The following is an 18,155-nucleotide window of genomic DNA, read 5'->3' as shown; positions in this document are numbered from 1 at the left end:
TAGCGCCACTATTATCCTTGAGAATAAGCTAATGAGCAAAACAATTTTTATATTTTTCTTTTAGCATAACGAGCAGCTAAAAAAGCACAAATCATTAATTGGATTTGATGAAAGATCATTAAAGGTAGGATCAAAATACCCATCATCGACATGGGGAAGATAACACTTGCCATTGGAATGCCACTTGCTAGGCTCTTTTTTGAACCACAAAATACAATTGTGATTTCATCTTGTTTGCTAAAACCAAAAAATCTTGCACTATAAGTGGTAATAAATAAAACTATAACTAACAGAATAATTGAGAAAAATATAATATTTAACAAAGATAAAAAACCGACTTGCGACCATATACCATTAACAACTGCATCACTAAACGCGACATAAACCACTAATAAAATCGACAAACGATCTGTTTTAGAAATAATATTTTTATACTTATCTACCCATTGACCAATAAAACGTCTAGATAAATGCCCGACAACAAAAGGCAACATCAGTTTCAGCATAATAGAGGTAATGGCATCAATTATGTTCATTGATGCCGAGGTTTGAGTATGTATTAACAATCCAACTAAAAGCGGGGTAATAAACACCCCCAATAACGTTGATGCTGAGGCACTGCAAATAGCTGCTGCCACATTACCTTTAGCTATTGAAGTAAATGCTATTGCAGACTGCACTGTTGCTGGTAAAACACAAAGATAAACAAAACCTAAATAAATATCATGTGATAAAAAAGTGGGCACTAATAACTGCATCATCATGCCTAAAACTGGGAATATTACAAATGTAGTTGTAAATATTAACAAATGTAATCGCCAATTTTTTATACCAGAGACAATTGCTTGAAAAGGAAGTTTTGCACCATGCATAAAAAATAGCAAGCCAATAGCAAAAGTTGTAAGGTATTCAAAAACCGTTTTAGCCTGTCCTTCACAAGGAAAAAAGCTAGCTGTAATCACAACACAAATTAGAATCAATAAGAATGAATCAATCTTAACACGTTGAAATATATTCATGATCTTTAATATCTTTGATTAACAAGAATAAAAAAATCGCCACAAAAGTGGCGATATACAAGAAAGATAAAATTTATTCTAAGAAACTACGAAGCACATCAGATCGACTTGGATGACGTAATTTTCTCAGCGCCTTAGCCTCAATTTGACGAATACGTTCACGAGTTACATCAAATTGCTTACCAACTTCTTCTAGCGTATGATCTGTATTCATATCAATACCAAATCGCATACGTAACACTTTCGCTTCTCTAGGCGTTAATCCTGATAAAATATCGCGAGTTGCGCTACGTAAACTCTCAGAAGTCGCCGCATCTAGCGGTTGCTCAAGCGCAGTATCTTCAATAAAATCACCTAAATGCGAATCTTCGTCATCACCAACTGGTGTTTCCATCGAAATTGGCTCTTTAGCAATTTTAAGCACTTTACGAATTTTATCTTCAGGCATCTGCATGCGTTCAGATAACTCTTCAGGTGTTGGTTCACGACCAATTTCCTGTAACATTTGACGAGAAATACGATTTAACTTATTAATTGTTTCAATCATATGTACCGGAATACGGATTGTCCTTGCTTGGTCTGCTATAGAACGAGTAATTGCTTGTCTTATCCACCAAGTTGCATAAGTTGAGAATTTATAACCACGACGATATTCAAATTTATCAACTGCTTTCATCAAGCCAATATTACCTTCTTGGATAAGATCTAAGAATTGTAATCCTCGGTTGGTGTATTTTTTCGCAATAGAAATAACGAGTCGTAAGTTAGCTTCAACCATTTCTTTCTTGGCTCTACGTGCTTTAGCTTCACCAATGGACATACGTCGATTAATATCTTTGATTTGCTCAATAGAAAGACTTGTTTCAGTTTCGATTTGTTGTAACAAATCAACTTGAGTAACAATTTGAGTTTCAAAATCTTTTAAATTAGCCGCAAACGCACCTTTCGATGATAAAGCTTTCTTAAACCAATCCATGCTATTTTCATTACCAGTAAAATAAGTCATAAATAGTTTTTTCGGCATTCTGCATTTTTCAACACAAATCCTCATAATAACACGTTCATGAGTTCTAACACGCTCCATCATGCTTCTCATGTTATTAACAAGAATATCAAATTGCTTAGCAACTAAACGGAATTGTTTAAATATTTCTGATAGATTTTCGATCTCTTTCTGTGCTTTTTTATGAGCACGGCCATATTTTTTAATAGCATCAGACGTTTTATCATGTTGCTCTTTTAATTCGGCAAATTTAGCTTTAGCAACTTCGGGATCGATAGAAACATCATCATCAGTTGATGCCTCGTTTTCATCATCCTCACTATCATCATCGCTATCATCGATTTCAATTTCGGTTTCACTAACATCTAAGTCTTCAGGTAACTCTTCAACAACTTCTTCAGCATTTGGATCAACAAAACCTGTAATCAAATCAGATAAACGAACTTGTCCATTTTCGATTAAATTATATTGCTCTAAAAGATAAGTTATTGCTTCTGGATATTCGGATACTGAAGTTTGAACTTGATTAATACCATCTTCAATACGCTTAGCAATATCGATTTCGCCTTCACGCGTTAACAGTTCAACCGCCCCCATTTCACGCATATACATACGAACAGGATCGGTTGTTCTACCAATTTCTGACTCAACATTAGATAATACTAATGCTGTTGCTGCTTCAACGGCCTCTTCATCAGGGACATTATCTGAAAGCAATAACTCATCAGAATCAGGGGCTTCTTCAAGAACTTGAATCCCCATATCATTAATCATTTGGATAATATCTTCAATCTGATCTGAATCAATAATCTCTTCAGGCAAGTGATCGTTGACATCAGCATAGGTCAGGTATCCTAGCTCCTTACCTCGAATGATTAGGAGTTTTAACTGTGATTGAGAATTCTGCTCCATAAAGGTATCCATTTTAGTTATTTGGTCATTTATATTATATATGTAGAATAATATCTGGAATCTACATGTACTCTATATATTTAGTCTTTTTTTGATAAAACAAGTATTAAAGTCGCCAATTCTTTTTTCTCTGCGGTGCTTAAGCCGGAGACTCTCTCTTTTGCGATTAGTTCATCTTGCCTTTGGGCAAGTATATTATCATATAACTCTTTTAAAGTATGTGAAAAAATTGAGCCTATTTCACCATCTTGATAATGACACTCCCAGGTGGATAAACGATTCAACTGCTTATAAAACGGTCTATCCATACACTCTATTAATATTTGTGCAGTAGTTATATTGGGATAACGTTGACATAGTTCAATTAATTCAACAAAAATCTCGATCCCGGCCATTTTAACCTGACGAATCACATTTATATCAGAAACTTGCTCAGCAAGGTTAGGATGTTGAAGTAATAAACCAATTAAAACTCGCATCGTTGTTAATTTCATTTGTGATGTAGGAGCTTTTTCATTTGCCTTTTCATCACGTTGGGAACGATTTTCTTGAATTAATTGTTCTAATTGAGATACATCAAGTAAACCTAAATAATTACCGAGCTTCTGCAATAAATTTAATCTAAAGGCTTTTGCCTTAATTTGATCAAGTAGCGGTAAAGCTAGCGAGCTCAATTTCGCTTTTCCTTCAACCGTTTTTAAATCAACTTGTTTCAACAGTTCATCAAATAAAAAATTCGATAAATTTGAAGATTCATTTAAATATTTTTCAAAATTATCCTTACCGACTTTACGCACAAAACTATCTGGATCTTCATCTTGAGGTAAAAAAGCAAAAGTAATTTTCTTACCATCGATTAAGCAAGGTAATAAAACATTAAGTGCCCGCCAAGCAGCGCTTCGTCCAGCATTATCGCCGTCATAACAAAATATTACCGAATCTGTTGCTCTAAATAATAATTTAATATGTTCCTCTGATGTAGCTGTACCTAAAGCCGCAACAGCATAATCAATGCCATATTGAGCAAGCGAAACCACATCCATATAGCCTTCAACCACCATCAGTTGCTGAGGATTACGATTGACTTCTAGTGTTTCATAAAGTCCATAAAGTTGAAAGCCTTTATGGAAAATGGGAGTTTCTGGTGAATTAATATATTTTGCAGAATCATTAATGATAGTTCGTCCACCAAACGCGATAACATTGCCTTGTCTATCACGAATAGGAAACATGATTCTTCCACGAAAACGGTCATATTGATTACCCCTATCGTGGCTGACTTGCATACCGGCTTGTTCATAAAGTGCTTCTTCAGCTTTTGTTTTAACCACACTTTGTGAAGTTAAACGCCACTCATTAGGCGCAAAACCAATTCTATACCGTGCTATAATTTCTACATTGAGTCCCCGTTGCTCAAGATATTTTTGAGCATCAGTAGATGTAGATAATGCTAATTGTTGCTGATAAAAATCGGTAATTTTGCCCATCAAAGTATATAGATCTCGACGTACATTTCTAGATTCAATGTGCTTTGATTGATCAATTTGATTTTTATCGTTATCAATATAAGGGACACGAATCCCTTGCAAGCTAGCTAACTCTTCAATAGCCTCAGGAAAAGATAACCGCTCATATTGCATTAGAAAATTAACAACAGATCCTGACGCTCCACATCCAAAACAATAAAAGATCTGTTTTTTCTCATTAAGAGAAAAAGAAGCTGTTTTTTCATCATGAAAAGGGCAACAACCAAAATAATTATTCCCCTTTTTTTTCATTTTAACCCGTTTACCAATCACATCAAGAATGTTAGTTCGAGCAGTTAGATCCAAGATAAAATCGCGAGGAATAAGACCTTTCATGATAAAACTTTAACCAATTATGGTGTTATAAAAAGACAACAAGCCGTATCAAAATACGGCTTGTTAGAATTCTTTATATCAAAAAGATAATAAATTGATTTTTAATATCAATTTTAATTTTCAGTATAAATAATCTTAAAATATTAATATAAGCGAGTACGACGAGCGTTTTCTCTTTCTAATTTTTTAGCATGACGCTTAACAGCTGCTGCTTTAGCTCGTTTACGAATAGTTGTTGGTTTTTCGTAAAATTCACGATTACGAACTTCAGCTAAAATTCCTGCTTTTTCACAAGAACGTTTGAAACGACGTAACGCTACATCGAAAGGTTCATTTTCACGTACTTTAATTACTGGCATGTGCCTCTCACCTCAAATTTGTTTAATATCACAAGGGATTAAAATTAGTGCGCAATTTTACCCTCAATCGATATATATTGTAAAGTAAAAAATAGAATTATTACAAGATAACAAATTAATTTGCTAATCAGCATATAGAGTCAGATAATAAATCAAATCTAATTGAGAATAAACAGGAGTATTTCATGCCATCATTAATTACTGGTCAATATCCAAAGCGCCGCCTACGCCGTAATCGTACCCATGACTTTAGTCGTCGTATGGTTGCAGAACATAGTTTGACGGCCAACGATCTAATTTATCCGGTTTTTATTGTTGAAGGAAATAATATTACTGAATCAATTACCTCGATGCCAAACGTTAATCGAATGAGTATTGACGTATTGTTAAAAGAAGCGGAACAAGTAGCTAAACTAGGAATTCCTGTTCTTTCACTATTTCCCGCTATTGAACCATCAAAAAAATCTTCATTAGCACAAGAAGCATATAACGAAAATGGATTAGTACCAAAAGCTGTTCGAGCATTAAAAAAAGAAATTCCAGAGCTCGGTGTACTAACTGATGTCGCACTTGATCCATATACCACGCATGGACAAGATGGCATTATTGATGAACAAGGGTATGTACAAAATGATATCTCTGTTGAAACGCTTGTTAAACAAGCATTAATGCAAGCTCAAGCAGGTGTAGATATTATTGCACCAAGTGACATGATGGATGGACGCATTGGAGCAATACGTAACGAACTCGAAAAGCACGGTTTTTTTAACACACAAATTATAGCTTATTCTGCAAAGTACGCATCAAGTTTTTATGGTCCTTTTCGTGATGCTGTCGGTTCTGCGAAAAATATTAAAGGTGGCAATAAAAAAACTTATCAACTCGATCCAGCTAATAGTAACGAAGCATTACAAGAAATCTATCAAGATTTAAGTGAAGGTGCAGATATGGTCATGGTTAAACCTGGTATGCCTTATCTTGATATCGTTCGAAGAGTTAAAGACACCTTTGCTGTCCCAACTTTTGCTTATCAAGTTTCTGGCGAATATGCTATGTTAACAGCGGCAATTCAAAACGGTTGGTTAGATGAAAAATCAGCAATTATGGAATCTTTACTTTGCTTTAAACGTGCTGGTGCCGATGGCGTATTAACCTATTTTGCCAAACAAGTAGCCGAATGGTTGCATCAACAAAAATAATATTTTTTGAAATACTGCTCTTTTCAAATTGGAAGGAGCATTTAATTACCTATCTAGATTCTCATATTCATCAAATCATATTATTTAATAGCAATTTTTCACATCTTTTTAATTCACCAGTATAAGAAATTTATAGATAAACATTAATTATCATATTCATACTTGGACAATTATTGTACTTTACTAGAAAATGTAAAAAAGTTTCAGGAAAGCTATATGTTTATGTAAAAATCTGATAATATTTACGAGGATAAGCGATAAGGGAATAAAAAATGATTTATGAACTCGTACCAAACGAATTACATGATGAATTTAAAGCTTTTCATCATGACCTAGAAAAAATAACATCGCAACATGTGCAATCTTGTCCCTTCTGTAAAAAAACTGAATTCTATATAATTCGTTCAAAACCTAATAAAACATATCGTTGTAAAGACTGTCATAAATATTTTACCGTTTCAACCAATACTCCTTTCTATCGTTTAATGCCCTATAATTGGTTAGAGTTTATTTTTACCAACCGAATAAATAAAATGGGCTATAAAGAAATTGCGGACAGACTCGAAACATCGCTCGAAAAAGTTATACGACGGGATCGAGCTATTATTAACTATCTTCAAAGCTATTACCCATCATTACATAACTGGTATACACATCAAAAACAAACAAAACTAATGCCATCTTTAGCGGAACAATACAATACCATTAAAGCTAAAGTAACTGCCTTATTGAATGAACAAAATCCAACTTGTAAACACTGTGGATCTAACGAAACCGCCAAAATTGGTTCTCGCACTTGCTATCGCTGCAAACGGTGTCGACATAGCTTTAGTCTTTTAAGCAACACTAGTTTAAACCGTATACCAAAACCTGAATTATGGCTACAATTCATTGAGTTACTTGTTTCTGGGGCTAATAACTCACAAATAGGAAAAGCTTTAAATTTACACAATGATACAGTACGTAAATGGCGCTCTGCTTGGTACTATATGATGAAAGATTGGCAATGTGAAGCACTTGCAGTATGGTGCAAAAATAAATAAGAAAACAGGATAAAAGGAAAATAGAACTATGAGAAAAAATAATTTATTTTTATATACGTGCATAATTAGCAGTACATTACTAATTAACGGTTGCGATGATAAAAAAACATCTGACAAAAAAAACTTACCACAACTACCAACAGCAGTTATTAATAGCTACCTTTTCCATACTGAGCCAGAGCTATTACCATTTAGTAAAATGATTAAACAACAGCATATTCAAGGCTCATCAACTAAGATAATTAACTACAATGACAAAGGCTTTGTAGCTAATTATGATTTAGAAGGGCTACATGGCGAAATTAACTACGACACAGCTAAATATAGCTACGGCATAGGCGATACCAGAAACGTTTACGATATTACCTTTGATTCTTCACAAAATATACTAGGTATGAAAAACAATGAAAATGATATCGTCGCAAGTTCAGAGTTCGATGAACAAGATCGTTTAGTTGAAACAACTTTATCGCATTTTGCAGAAAATAATATCATTTTTAACAGCAAAATTATTTATGACAACAATCGTGTAGAACTCGTGTTATATAATGCCTATATTCCTGTAGATGAAAAAACAAAATTCCCTGTGTTGGCTCAAGAAAAAGAATTTGTATATAACGCAAATAATCAATTAGAAAAAACTATTATCAAAACCTTTAAATTATCATCAAATGGAGACATCATCATTAATGATAAAAACGAACAAGAGGTAGAACTAATAGAAACTTGTACTTATTCAGATTATAATCCAAACAGTGATTGGACTAAAGCTGTGTGTATTACAACAGGTGACGAATCAAAAACAGTTAATCTAACAAGAACAATTCAATATAATTAGTCATTGCCATATTCATCATATTCGCGGCAAAGTATAATTGTATCCTCAATTAAGCGTCTAGCAATGGTGCCATACTCAGGAATTTTAGGTAACTCTGTATAATGGTACCAATTTGCTTCAATGAGTTCGTTTTTATCTATCACTATTTCACCGCTATCATAATCAGCTAAATAAGCCATCATTAATGAATTTGGAAATGGCCAAGGTTGAGATCCAACATAACAAATATTTTTAATTTTTATTTTTGATTCTTCAAATACTTCTCGTTCAACGGCTGTTTCCATTGTTTCACCGATTTCAGTAAAACCAGCTAAAACGGTATATAAGTTATCCTGATTATGCCTAACATGCTTTGCTAATAAAATTTTATTATTATGACGAATAGCCACAATAATAGATGGTGAAATTTGTGGATAATAACGCTCTTTGCAGTGATCGCATAGACAACACCATTCCGTGCTACTGATATACATCTCATGCCCACAATATCCACAATATTTGTGGGAACGATAAAACTCAGAAAGTTGCACTGCTCGACCAGCTAAATTAAATAATGATTGATCTGTTCTATCAAGTAACGAACGAACTGAACTCATCGCATTTTTCATTTCATCACAAATCAGCCAAGCTGTTTGCCCATTCCATTCACCTATTGGTTGAGCTAGTTTATTGATAAAACCAAATTCATCAGCACGCCCAACAGGAACTTCACCATTAGGTAGCCATAATCGTCCATTAGCACTTACAAACCAATAACCTTTTTCATTACCTATTAAATTAAATTGTTGCTGTATATTCATATTATTAACACCAAAAATAAAAACAAAAAAGGAGGATTATTCCTCCTTTTAATCAATACTATTTCTTTTTCTTCTCGTGAAGTCCCTTTTTCTCAAGCTCCCAATAGATAATGCGTTGCTGAGCAATCGTGAATAAGTTACTAATAATATAATATAAAACTAGACCTGATGGGAACCATAAGAAAAACAACGTAAAGATTAATGGCATATAAGTCATTAATTTTTGTTGTAGTGGATCGGTAACAGGTGTTGGTGACATTTTTTGAATTAAAAACATACTGACACCCATTAATAAAGGTAAAATATAGTAAGGATCTTGCGCTGATAAATCATAAATCCAAAGTGCAAATGGCGCATGTCGTAGTTCAACTGTACTACTTAACATATAGAACAATGATAAAAAAATCGGCATTTGGATAATTAATGGCAAACAACCACCTAATGGATTCACTTTTTCTTGCTTGTAAAGCGCCATTGTTTCTACACTAATTTTTTGCCTATTATCGCCATAACGCTCTTTTAAAGCTTGTATGCGAGGCTGTAATAACTTCATTTTCGCCATTGAACGATACTGAGCACGAGTTAATGGGAATAAAATACCTCGAACAATAAATGTGATAACAATAATTGAGAAGCCCCAGTTACCAACAAAACTCTGAATAAACTTTAACAAATAAAACAACGGTTGTGATAAAAACCATAACCATCCATAATCAACAACTAAATCAAGATGATTGGCTGTTTCTTTCAATTGGCTTTGAATTTCTGGTCCTAACCATAATTTTGCTCCAATAATTTGTGAACTCCCCGCAGGAATAACTGCTGATTCACTTTTGAAACCAATTGTTGCTTGAGAATTATTAGCCGTTGCACGAGAATAAAATAGATTATTTTTATCCTGTACTGGTACCCATGCGGAAGCAAAATAGTGCTGCAACATCGCAATCCAACCAGTTTGAGTCTCAACCGATAAAGTTTTATCTTTGATATTATCAAAACTGTATTTACTATAATTAGAACTAGAACTAGAGTAAGCTGTACCACGGAATGCGCTTTGTCCTAATCCACTACCACCTTCGGTTGGAATATCATCAGGTAATTTAATTGTTTGTTTTAATTGACCATACATAGCAACATCAACAGGTGCACTGCTTTGATTATTAATATCATACTGAACATCAATAGAATAACTACCACGGTGTAATATATAGTATTTAGTATAACTTACACCATCAACTTGATAAGTAAGAGGAACACGCAATTCATCTTGCCCATCAGCTAAAACATATTCTGACTTTTCAGTTTGATAGACAGGGCGTTTTGAACCTTGATTTGCATTATCAGGACCATCCTTACCTGTTAATCCGCTTTCAGCAACATAAACAAAATCTGGACGAGATGTTAATAATTGGAAAGGTGTACCAGAATGAAGCGTTTGCTCATATTTCAATAATTGTGCAGCCTGAACATCCCCACCATAAGTATTAATAGTGAGTGACAGCACATCTGATTTTACAGTAATTGTTTTACCTACTGCGCCAGCTATTGAGCCATCATCACTTATTTGTTGTGTTAATTGGTTTTCGATCGGGGGTTTAGGTGTGTGATCTTCTTCCCACGCTTTCCAAATAAAAAAAGATACAAAAAGTAAAGCAATGACTAAAATATTACGTTGAGATCCCATTAGTGTTTTTCTCTATTGGTTTTAATTTTTGGAGGAACAAAATCTTCTCCTCCTTCATGTAAAGGAAGACATTTTAATACACGTTTAACAGTTAGCCAACCACCTTTTATTAATCCAAAGCGTCTCAGTGCAATTATTGCATACTGTGAACATGTCGGTGTAAAGCGACATTTAGGACCTAATAAAGGACTAATAAAACGTTGATAAACACGGATAAAAAGCACAAAAGCATTAACTATCATATAGTTAAATGCATAAATATGCTGTTTAATAATCAATTTAAATTTATTTAAACCTCGTATTTGGCTATGATTCGTTGGCATAATCTATTCAGTGTTTCAACTACTTGCTGATTATTTAAGTCGATAACTGGTTGTTTAGCCATCACAATAAAATCAATATTAGGAAATTGATGTTGATGAAGCCGAAAATACTCTTTAGCCAGTCGCCGTATACGATTACGTTCATGAGCTCTTTTCACTTGTTTTTTAGCTATAGCAAACCCTAACCGCATATAATTGTAGTTATTTTTTCGTGCAACTAAAGTTAAAAACGGAGAACCAGCCCTAATGGGCTCTTGGAAGACATGATTGAAATCATAGGGAGTTAACAATCGCAACTCCCGAGGAAAAGTGAACTTAATCACCCAACTTTAAATCAGCTAGCAACAGTTAAACGAACACGGCCTTTAGCACGACGGCGAGCAAGAACTTGACGACCGTTTTTAGTTGCCATACGAGCACGGAAACCGTGAGTTCTATTGCGTTTTAATACTGATGGTTGAAATGTGCGTTTCATGACGATTTATATCCAAATCTAATTATCAACAGGTTGCAGAGTAAAACTCCACAGCATTAATTAAAGAGGTCGGAATTATAGTGCCTATTTTATTTTTCGTCAATGAGATTTTTACAGATAAATCCCATTAACCCCTAATTACTATACAATAAAAGAAAATAGAATAAATAGATTATAAAATAATAAGTTATAACTAAAAAACAATTAACTCCAAAAAGTAAGTACCTGCTTACTTTTCTCACCACCGATTTCGCGCGCTAATTTAGGCACTAAATAACCAGATACTTGCTCGGCAAGCTGTTTCATTATTAATTTAGCTGAGTTATCATCAACTAGAAAATGAGCAGCACCTTGTACTTTATCTAATAAATGAATGTAATAAGGCAAAATGCCAATATCAAAAAGTTTATTACTTAACTGAGCCAAAACATTGGCATTATCATTAATATTTTTCAATAACACACTTTGGTTTAGCATAATAACATCGCTCTTTTTTAAAAGTCCAATTGCGTTAACAACTGCATTATCAATTTCATTTGGATGATTAATGTGAGTAATTACTACAATTTGCAACCTACTTTTAACAAATAACCGACAAAGTTCAGGCGTTACTCGTGAAGGAATAACAACAGCCAAACGCGTATGAATCCGTAAACGCTTAACATGAGTGATTTTTTCAAGTGCATTAATCAAAAAAGCCATTTCATGATCTTTTGCCATTAACGGATCACCTCCTGATAAAATAATTTCATCAAGTTCAGGATGATTTGCAATATATTCAAGCGCAATGGCAAGATTCTTCTTAGATCCTTGATTATCATGATAAGGAAAATGCCTTCTAAAACAGTAACGGCAGTTAATTGCACAAGCGGTCTTAGTGATCAATAATGCTCGATTGTGATACTTATGCAATAATCCAGGAATGGCATTATCTTGCTCTTGTAATGGGTCATTACTATACCCTTCAATTTTAAATAACTCCCTATCATCACAAAGCACCTGTAACAAGAGTGGGTCATTACTATCACCCTTTTTCATTCGATTAATAAAAGCCCTAGGAACCCGAAGAGGAAACGTCTTTTTTGCTTGTTGCATGCGGATTGAAATGGTATTGGGATCTAGTTTTAAATAGGAATATAAAACGTTGATATCTGTTACAACATTTGCAAGATCAAAAACCCACTCATCTTTATTATTTGGTAGTTCAACTTTTTGCTGTATAATATGGCTCATTTTTTGTAATTCAGAATTTTAGTTGGAGCTTTTATGGCATCTTATAGTACTAATGAGTTTAAAGCTGGTCTTAAAATAATGCAAGACGGCGAACCATGTGTCATTGTTGAAAATGAATTTTATAAACCAGGTAAAGGTCAATCTATTAATCGTGTAAAAATTAAAAAATTACTTTCAGGAAAAACTGTTGACAAAACATTCAAATCAGGCGAATCAGTTGAAGCCGCTGACGTTGTTGATATGAATTTAACTTATCTTTATACCGATGGTGAATTTTGGCATTTTATGAATAACGATACATTTGAGCAACTTTCGGCTGACGCCAAAGCGGTTGGCGACAATGCAAAATGGTTAGTTGATCAAGCGGAATGTATTTTAACATTATGGAACGGCCAACCGATTGCTGTCACACCACCAAATTTTGTTGAACTTGAAGTGGTTGAAACCGATCCAGGTTTAAAAGGCGACACAGCAGGAACAGGTGGCAAACCAGCGACATTATCAACTGGCGCAGTTGTTCGCGTACCTTTATTTGTACAAATTGGTGAAGTACTTAAAGTGGATACTCGTTCAGGCGAATACGTATCACGAGTTAAATAAATTAACATTTATCGCAGAAAAAGAGAGGTTGCGCTAACCTCTCTTACTCATTAAAACAGCATAAATTTATATCTTACTGTTTTACACCACCAATGATTAAAACCTTCTAAATCTATCCAAATTTAATTATCAACACGATTTTCACATACCCATAAAAAATATAGTTTTAAAATAGCAACTAAATAAAATCTCATTACTTTTCAAATATGTTAAAATTCAAATAAAATAAGGGAATAGAATGATAACAATTAATATGTTAACTCAGAATAAAAAGCTATCTGATTTTGAGGATGTAATAGAAATCTTGATAAAATTTATGAATATATACCTTGCGAATCTGAGCTAAGTACAAAGCAGGATCGAGATGCCTTTTATGCTTTTGTTGTCATTCATACCATCAGTCACTGGCAAAGTGATGGTTGATGTAATCTTTTATGAAATTATGCTACAGCAAAATATATCGTATCCGAAATGAAAACGGCAAATTTACCACAAATTGCAGATGCTTTTGAACAAGTTGAACAAATTTATCTCTTTTCTTATTCTGAATGTGAAAATGAAAAAGAATTATGTAGTTTAGGCAATTTTATTGAAAACCCACGGCAAAAGCGCAAATATATTTCTTCAGAAAAATTATTAGCCATTTCGGAAGAACAACGTCAAACCTACTCAAAAAATTTTATCGCTAAATTAAAAATATTAGATGATCTGGTTACACCTTTATGAGATTATCAAGCACCAGATCAGGAAGTTTGACAACCTGTTATTCATTTTATAAATCAACATATACAAAAGTAAAGGGCGGTCACAACCAACTATCTTAACTAATCTTTATTGGGCAATATTTTGTGGGAAATTTGAACACCCTCCGAATATCCAAACTGAATTTATTTTATCTTTTCCGCACTACACACTAATTTAGCAAGTGTTCCTTGTTGCTGATCTTGGGTGTAAATTGCCCAACAAGTTTTCAGTGAGGCATCAATAGACTTTATCAGTTGTACTTTGTTATTGTAGCTAGCTTAGGTTTTATTTGTTTTGCAGAATCAGCTGATTTTCCTGAATATACTTCTACTTGATTTAGTCGACGTAAAGAAGTACTAAGAGCGATATCTTCTGGCAAAATTAAACTATCAATTTTTTTCATATCATAACCTTCTTCAGACACTTCCCAACCTTCAGGTACAACTTCTAAATCAGGTTTAGAATATTTTATTGTTACCGATTCTGGACAAACTATCTATTCATTTGCGTTAACTGAATCACAAAAACTTGCCCCTATTATGGCTATTGTTGCTAAATTTAAAATTTTACTTTTCACGTTTAATAAAAAGATTGTGGACCTTCATATATTTTTTTATCGCAATTTAGTTTTACTTTCATTTTACCTTTTGCATCTTTTGAAACTATAACCCAACAAGTTTTCATGGTCGAATCGATGCGTTTTATTAGGCGAACTCGATTAAATGAATAAGAACAATTAAACCAGTAACCAGTAACCAGTAACCAGTAACCAGTAACCAGTAACCAGTAACCAGTAACCAGTAACCAGTATCATTGGATGTATTATAACTAGTATCAACATGCCATGAATCTTTATATTTTTTACCGTTAATAGTAATTGTAAAAGGTATCATCTGTCCTAAATTCACTGGTTTACCAAAATATACTTCACCATTATCAATCTGCAAAAACAGATTTTTCTGTTCAAATATTTACCACCCTTCAGGCAATATTTCTAATTCCGTCGGAATGGATTTTACTTTAACTGAATCAGGGCAAGTTATCTCATAAATTGCGTTAACCGAAAAAGACATGCCAAACCCAGCTAATAATATTACTGTAATAGCAAAAATTTTATCTTTCATGTTAACTATTCCTTTTTAATCATAAAAACGTAATTTTTATTGGAAGATACTATAATCTTTTTAATAATTTAATTCATTAATCAACTACATTATCTAATCGATTAAGTATTATTACAAACCTAAGTTATATTTTTAGTTTATTCTGGGGATTTTTAGTGTTGTTATATTAGCAAACGAGATAATATTCTATCGTTAGAAAACTTTTCTTTGTTGGCTTAAGCTTAATTTGAGTATAATCATGCCTTCATCTATTAGGGAAGACAACGATAGTTAAGTGAACTAATTTAAACTAACTAATAGTATTTATAGAATATGAGTTGTGACTATCAAGACAGAAAATTACTAAAAAATAAGCGATATATCTTACTTGTTAATAGATAATAAATGCACAAATTCTAGGCTCTATTCACACTAAACAGAGCCTAGAGACACTAATCAACAATCACTCGCCCATTCAAAGGTTGAGTTGGGCGATTATTGTTGTGATGCATGATTGAGTGGAATTTTTCGATTTGTTCAGCAGAAGCACTACTTTCTTGTTCTAACACAATCCATCGAACGCCTTCAGTACAAGGTGGAGTTGTTAGTGAACCGCTAAAGCGATAAAAATCCAATCTATTTGGTAATAAAGCCTTAATATCGACTAATTGAGATAATATGGCGGTACTTCCTTCATCTTCTGGCATTTGTTGCCAAGCTTTCGCTAATTCAGGATTAGATTTTCCTTTATTAAACATCAAGGCAACAACCGTTAAGTCGCCATTTTTGTTTTTATAAACAAAATGAGCTTCCATCGGGAAGTATTTGCCTTTAATTTTATTTTCGCTTGGCGTATGAAAATGGAATTGTTGTAACGTAAACAGCTCGTTGTCAATTTCAAGCGTATTACCATCATTAACATTAACTTGAATTGTATGACCGTTATTGATGATTTCCTGCTTGCTTAGTTTAAACGTCAGTTTAAGTTTATCGTGGTGCGTTTTAAAAACATGTTCAATGTTGATTGGTGATTGATTTTTTCCTGTTTCGCAGGTTGAAAACTCTGGCGAAAGATGTCCCCAATTTTCTGGATTATTTTCGCCTTCATAACCCCAATAAAGGGCAGGTTCTGTTGCAGCACAAGATAGACTGGTAACCATTAAAGCCACAATTATTGCATTAAATTTCATCTTGATTTTACAGCTAGAAAGTGATTAGTGAAACCAAATTATACGCCACAAAAAATTACCTTACTAGAATCGTATATCATCACTTTTTGATATTTTTATAAAAAAATTGTTTGACATTTAAATAAAAAGTAAGCTACAAAATAACCTGTTTTGTTTGTTGCTAATTTTACTCAATATTTATTATGATAATATTTAATTAGTTATATTAAGCAATCACCGCTTTGGTATCATCAGTCAGAAGCTTTTTTGACTTTCAGTCATTAAAACACTAGGCTAGCAGGCTTTGCCTGCTCAGCTCCCCAACTTGTGCGGGGGCTTTATTTTTTCTTATATTGTCCTTTCAGGCACCATAACCTCCTTCTGGCCCTAAGGATTAAGAAATAAACGCTAAAAACTAAGGTGCGGTGCAAACAGCATAATCGATGTTGCTGGCATCGTAGCTGACGACGGCGCCGCATAGCGAGTCGGCATGGTACTGGCTGCTGCTACCCGGTGCGTTACTTGCCCAGCAGCCGTAGCCTCTGAAGCCCGCATCTGTGTAGCTGACCATGTCGCCCCACTCCGTAAAAAATCCAGCACCTATGTAACGCATGTAAGAATCACCTGATGATGACGACGGCGTGGCGCCATCTACGCCATTTATACATGGGAAATTAAAATGTACACTAATTAGTACCAGTTTTATAAGGTCATTGTTATGATAAACTAAAAATAAGAGAAGGTAACAACAATGGCAATCGATTCATCACGAAGAGCAAAACGTAGCTTTACTAACGAGTTCAAAAAACAAATGGTCATGCTATATCAAAATGGTAAAAAACGTGCGGATATCGTCGCAGAGTATGACCTCACCAAATCAGCATTAGATAATTGGATAATGCAGTACCAAACTACCGGCTCATTCATCGCAAAAGATAATCGTCGAACTGAAGATAACGAACTTATCGCGCTACGCAAAGAGAATAAACGCTTGTTAATGGAGAATGATATCCTAAAGCAAGCGACGTTGATAATGGGAAGAAAATCGAGTTAATTTTACATAATAAGCATCGATACAGCTTACGTGCATTATGTCGATGTTTAAATGTAACCCGAAATCGTTTCTATTATCAACGGCAATTAACGCAGCAATCACAAGATATATCACTGAGTGAAATAGTGGGTGAAATTTTTAATACTAATTATCGTGCTTATGGTACAAGGCGTCTGCAAGCAGAGCTGAGAAAGCAAGGCATAACCGTATCTCGACGCCGAATAGGTCGAATCATGGCGAAAAATGGCTGGGTTTCGAAATACACCTGTAAAAAATATTGTATTCATACAGAAAAAAGCAATGAATCGCCGGTGGGGAATGAACTGAATCGAGAATTTAATATAGGTCAACCACGAAAGATATTGGTGACCGATTTAACCTATGTAAGGGTTAAACAACGTTGGCACTACCTTTGTGTAATTGTTGATATCAGTAATCGAGAAATAGTGGGGCGAAGTGCTGGCAGGCATAAAACAGCGGCACTGGTCATGCAAGCTATGAGTCAAATTCCAATGAACTTACAGACGATTGAGTTGTTTCATTCTGATAGAGGAAAAGAGTTTGATAATCATTTGATTGATGAATGTTTAACAGCATTTGGAATTAAACGGTCCTTAAGTCGCAAAGGCTGCCCCTATGATAACGCAATTGCAGAAAGCACATTCAAAGCAGTGAAAACAGAATTTGTGTCAAATACTATTTTTGATTCACTGGCGCAACTTAAATTGGAATTTA

General features: G+C 34.0%; 22 protein-coding genes. 7 read left to right on the top strand and 15 right to left on the bottom strand.

Features of this window, described 5'->3' with window-relative positions; all coding sequences use genetic code 11:
* Positions 1 to 47: 47 nt before the first annotated feature.
* From A9G37_RS06670 to rpsU, 4 genes are all read right to left on the bottom strand, one after another.
* Positions 48 to 1,019: a bile acid:sodium symporter family protein gene (locus tag A9G37_RS06670; RefSeq protein ID WP_065575004.1), complete on the bottom strand. Its 972-nt coding sequence runs from the start codon at positions 1,017 to 1,019 to the stop codon at positions 48 to 50.
* A 73-nt stretch (positions 1,020 to 1,092) separates the two neighbouring features.
* Positions 1,093 to 2,934: an RNA polymerase sigma factor RpoD gene (gene rpoD, locus A9G37_RS06665; RefSeq protein ID WP_065575003.1), complete on the bottom strand. Its 1,842-nt coding sequence runs from the start codon at positions 2,932 to 2,934 to the stop codon at positions 1,093 to 1,095.
* 80 nt (positions 2,935 to 3,014) lie between these two features.
* A complete protein-coding gene (gene dnaG / locus A9G37_RS06660; RefSeq protein WP_065575002.1) occupies positions 3,015 to 4,796 on the bottom strand; it encodes a DNA primase in 1,782 nt (593 codons plus the stop codon).
* Between the two features lie 143 nt (positions 4,797 to 4,939).
* Positions 4,940 to 5,155 (bottom strand): 30S ribosomal protein S21, encoded by a 216-nt coding sequence (rpsU, locus tag A9G37_RS06655; protein WP_024495180.1) that lies wholly within the window; start codon positions 5,153 to 5,155, stop codon positions 4,940 to 4,942.
* Between the two features lie 185 nt (positions 5,156 to 5,340).
* Between rpsU and hemB the strand changes: the two genes are divergently transcribed.
* The 3 genes from hemB to A9G37_RS06640 all read left to right on the top strand — a co-directional run bounded on the left by hemB (position 5,341) and on the right by A9G37_RS06640 (position 8,235).
* Complete coding sequence (hemB, locus tag A9G37_RS06650) at positions 5,341 to 6,354, top strand: porphobilinogen synthase (protein WP_065575001.1); 1,014 nt, start codon at positions 5,341 to 5,343, stop codon at positions 6,352 to 6,354.
* A 272-nt stretch (positions 6,355 to 6,626) separates the two neighbouring features.
* A complete protein-coding gene (locus tag A9G37_RS06645) occupies positions 6,627 to 7,397 on the top strand; it encodes a hypothetical protein (RefSeq protein WP_034914983.1) in 771 nt (256 codons plus the stop codon).
* Between the two features lie 28 nt (positions 7,398 to 7,425).
* Positions 7,426 to 8,235 (top strand): hypothetical protein, encoded by an 810-nt coding sequence (locus A9G37_RS06640; protein ID WP_034914980.1) that lies wholly within the window; start codon positions 7,426 to 7,428, stop codon positions 8,233 to 8,235.
* On the opposite strand, the gene nudC is transcribed toward A9G37_RS06640, so the two are convergent.
* From nudC to epmB, 6 genes are all read right to left on the bottom strand, one after another.
* On the bottom strand, positions 8,232 to 9,035 hold the full coding sequence (nudC, locus tag A9G37_RS06635; protein ID WP_051634336.1) for an NAD(+) diphosphatase: 804 nt from the start codon (positions 9,033 to 9,035) through the stop codon (positions 8,232 to 8,234). The two genes, A9G37_RS06640 and nudC, sit on opposite strands and share 4 nt — an antisense overlap.
* Positions 9,036 to 9,093: 58 nt before the next feature.
* A complete protein-coding gene (yidC, locus tag A9G37_RS06630; protein ID WP_065575000.1) occupies positions 9,094 to 10,719 on the bottom strand; it encodes a membrane protein insertase YidC in 1,626 nt (541 codons plus the stop codon).
* Positions 10,719 to 10,961 carry a membrane protein insertion efficiency factor YidD gene (gene yidD / locus A9G37_RS06625; protein ID WP_065575019.1) on the bottom strand — a complete coding sequence of 81 codons (243 nt, stop codon included), beginning with the start codon at positions 10,959 to 10,961 and terminating at the stop codon, positions 10,719 to 10,721. The genes yidC and yidD overlap by 1 nt, the downstream gene beginning before the upstream one ends.
* A 47-nt stretch (positions 10,962 to 11,008) precedes the next feature.
* Entirely contained in the window at positions 11,009 to 11,365 is a 357-nt protein-coding gene (gene rnpA / locus A9G37_RS06620; protein ID WP_081297684.1) for a ribonuclease P protein component, read from the bottom strand.
* Positions 11,366 to 11,376: 11 nt separating this feature from the next.
* Entirely contained in the window at positions 11,377 to 11,517 is a 141-nt protein-coding gene (gene rpmH / locus A9G37_RS06615; protein ID WP_025314679.1) for a 50S ribosomal protein L34, read from the bottom strand.
* A 204-nt stretch (positions 11,518 to 11,721) separates the two neighbouring features.
* Positions 11,722 to 12,750, bottom strand: a complete 1,029-nt coding sequence (gene epmB / locus A9G37_RS06610) for an EF-P beta-lysylation protein EpmB (RefSeq protein ID WP_065574998.1) — start codon at positions 12,748 to 12,750, stop codon at positions 11,722 to 11,724.
* Positions 12,751 to 12,783: 33 nt separating this feature from the next.
* Between epmB and efp the strand changes: the two genes are divergently transcribed.
* Both efp and A9G37_RS06600 read left to right on the top strand, forming a co-directional pair.
* Positions 12,784 to 13,350, top strand: coding sequence for an elongation factor P (efp, locus tag A9G37_RS06605; protein ID WP_065574997.1), 567 nt, complete (start codon positions 12,784 to 12,786; stop codon positions 13,348 to 13,350).
* A 471-nt stretch (positions 13,351 to 13,821) separates the two neighbouring features.
* Positions 13,822 to 14,076 (top strand): hypothetical protein, encoded by a 255-nt coding sequence (locus tag A9G37_RS06600; protein WP_065574996.1) that lies wholly within the window; start codon positions 13,822 to 13,824, stop codon positions 14,074 to 14,076.
* 268 nt (positions 14,077 to 14,344) lie between these two features.
* On the opposite strand, the gene A9G37_RS12885 is transcribed toward A9G37_RS06600, so the two are convergent.
* From A9G37_RS12885 to A9G37_RS06590, 5 genes are all read right to left on the bottom strand, one after another.
* Positions 14,345 to 14,518, bottom strand: a complete 174-nt coding sequence (locus tag A9G37_RS12885) for a hypothetical protein (protein ID WP_176701881.1) — start codon at positions 14,516 to 14,518, stop codon at positions 14,345 to 14,347.
* Positions 14,519 to 14,673: 155 nt separating this feature from the next.
* Positions 14,674 to 14,790, bottom strand: coding sequence for a hypothetical protein (locus A9G37_RS13585; protein WP_442903141.1), 117 nt, complete (start codon positions 14,788 to 14,790; stop codon positions 14,674 to 14,676).
* Between the two features lie 8 nt (positions 14,791 to 14,798).
* Entirely contained in the window at positions 14,799 to 15,041 is a 243-nt protein-coding gene (locus A9G37_RS12880; RefSeq protein ID WP_065574995.1) for a hypothetical protein, read from the bottom strand.
* A 24-nt stretch (positions 15,042 to 15,065) separates the two neighbouring features.
* Entirely contained in the window at positions 15,066 to 15,218 is a 153-nt protein-coding gene (locus tag A9G37_RS12875; protein ID WP_176701880.1) for a hypothetical protein, read from the bottom strand.
* A gap of 431 nt (positions 15,219 to 15,649) precedes the next feature.
* Positions 15,650 to 16,387, bottom strand: coding sequence for a carbonic anhydrase (locus tag A9G37_RS06590; protein WP_065574994.1), 738 nt, complete (start codon positions 16,385 to 16,387; stop codon positions 15,650 to 15,652).
* A 730-nt stretch (positions 16,388 to 17,117) separates the two neighbouring features.
* On the opposite strand from A9G37_RS06590, the gene A9G37_RS06580 reads away from it, so the two are divergent.
* Both A9G37_RS06580 and A9G37_RS06575 read left to right on the top strand, forming a co-directional pair.
* Positions 17,118 to 17,420 (top strand): IS3 family transposase, encoded by a 303-nt coding sequence (locus A9G37_RS06580; protein ID WP_065560538.1) that lies wholly within the window; start codon positions 17,118 to 17,120, stop codon positions 17,418 to 17,420.
* The coding region (locus tag A9G37_RS06575) for an IS3 family transposase (RefSeq protein WP_176701882.1) at positions 17,411 to 18,155 on the top strand (745 nt) is incomplete at its 3' end. The genes A9G37_RS06580 and A9G37_RS06575, both read left to right, overlap by 10 nt.

The sequence above is a fragment of the Gilliamella sp. GillExp13 genome (assembly GCF_001690815.1).
Taxonomy (GTDB): domain Bacteria; phylum Pseudomonadota; class Gammaproteobacteria; order Enterobacterales; family Orbaceae; genus Gilliamella; species Gilliamella bombi.
Note: the sequence above shows the minus strand (reverse complement) of the source record. Positions and strands in the feature narration are given on the sequence as shown.

Excerpts from the sequence above, each read along its gene's own strand:
- A9G37_RS06670 (WP_065575004.1), bottom strand. The coding sequence starts at position 1,019 with ATGAATATATTTCAACGTGTTAAGATTGATTCATTCTTATTGATTCTA.
- rpoD (WP_065575003.1), bottom strand. The coding sequence starts at position 2,934 with ATGGAGCAGAATTCTCAATCACAGTTAAAACTCCTAATCATTCGAGGT.
- dnaG (WP_065575002.1), bottom strand. The coding sequence starts at position 4,796 with ATGAAAGGTCTTATTCCTCGCGATTTTATCTTGGATCTAACTGCTCGA.
- rpsU (WP_024495180.1), bottom strand. The coding sequence starts at position 5,155 with ATGCCAGTAATTAAAGTACGTGAAAATGAACCTTTCGATGTAGCGTTA.
- hemB (WP_065575001.1), top strand. The coding sequence starts at position 5,341 with ATGCCATCATTAATTACTGGTCAATATCCAAAGCGCCGCCTACGCCGT.
- A9G37_RS06645 (WP_034914983.1), top strand. The coding sequence starts at position 6,627 with ATGATTTATGAACTCGTACCAAACGAATTACATGATGAATTTAAAGCT.
- A9G37_RS06640 (WP_034914980.1), top strand. The coding sequence starts at position 7,426 with ATGAGAAAAAATAATTTATTTTTATATACGTGCATAATTAGCAGTACA.
- nudC (WP_051634336.1), bottom strand. The coding sequence starts at position 9,035 with ATGAATATACAGCAACAATTTAATTTAATAGGTAATGAAAAAGGTTAT.
- yidC (WP_065575000.1), bottom strand. The coding sequence starts at position 10,719 with ATGGGATCTCAACGTAATATTTTAGTCATTGCTTTACTTTTTGTATCT.
- yidD (WP_065575019.1), bottom strand. The coding sequence starts at position 10,961 with ATGATAGTTAATGCTTTTGTGCTTTTTATCCGTGTTTATCAACGTTTT.
- rpmH (WP_025314679.1), bottom strand. The coding sequence starts at position 11,517 with ATGAAACGCACATTTCAACCATCAGTATTAAAACGCAATAGAACTCAC.
- epmB (WP_065574998.1), bottom strand. The coding sequence starts at position 12,750 with ATGAGCCATATTATACAGCAAAAAGTTGAACTACCAAATAATAAAGAT.
- efp (WP_065574997.1), top strand. The coding sequence starts at position 12,784 with ATGGCATCTTATAGTACTAATGAGTTTAAAGCTGGTCTTAAAATAATG.
- A9G37_RS06600 (WP_065574996.1), top strand. The coding sequence starts at position 13,822 with ATGAAAACGGCAAATTTACCACAAATTGCAGATGCTTTTGAACAAGTT.
- A9G37_RS12875 (WP_176701880.1), bottom strand. The coding sequence starts at position 15,218 with ATGAAAGATAAAATTTTTGCTATTACAGTAATATTATTAGCTGGGTTT.
- A9G37_RS06590 (WP_065574994.1), bottom strand. The coding sequence starts at position 16,387 with ATGAAATTTAATGCAATAATTGTGGCTTTAATGGTTACCAGTCTATCT.
- A9G37_RS06580 (WP_065560538.1), top strand. The coding sequence starts at position 17,118 with ATGGCAATCGATTCATCACGAAGAGCAAAACGTAGCTTTACTAACGAG.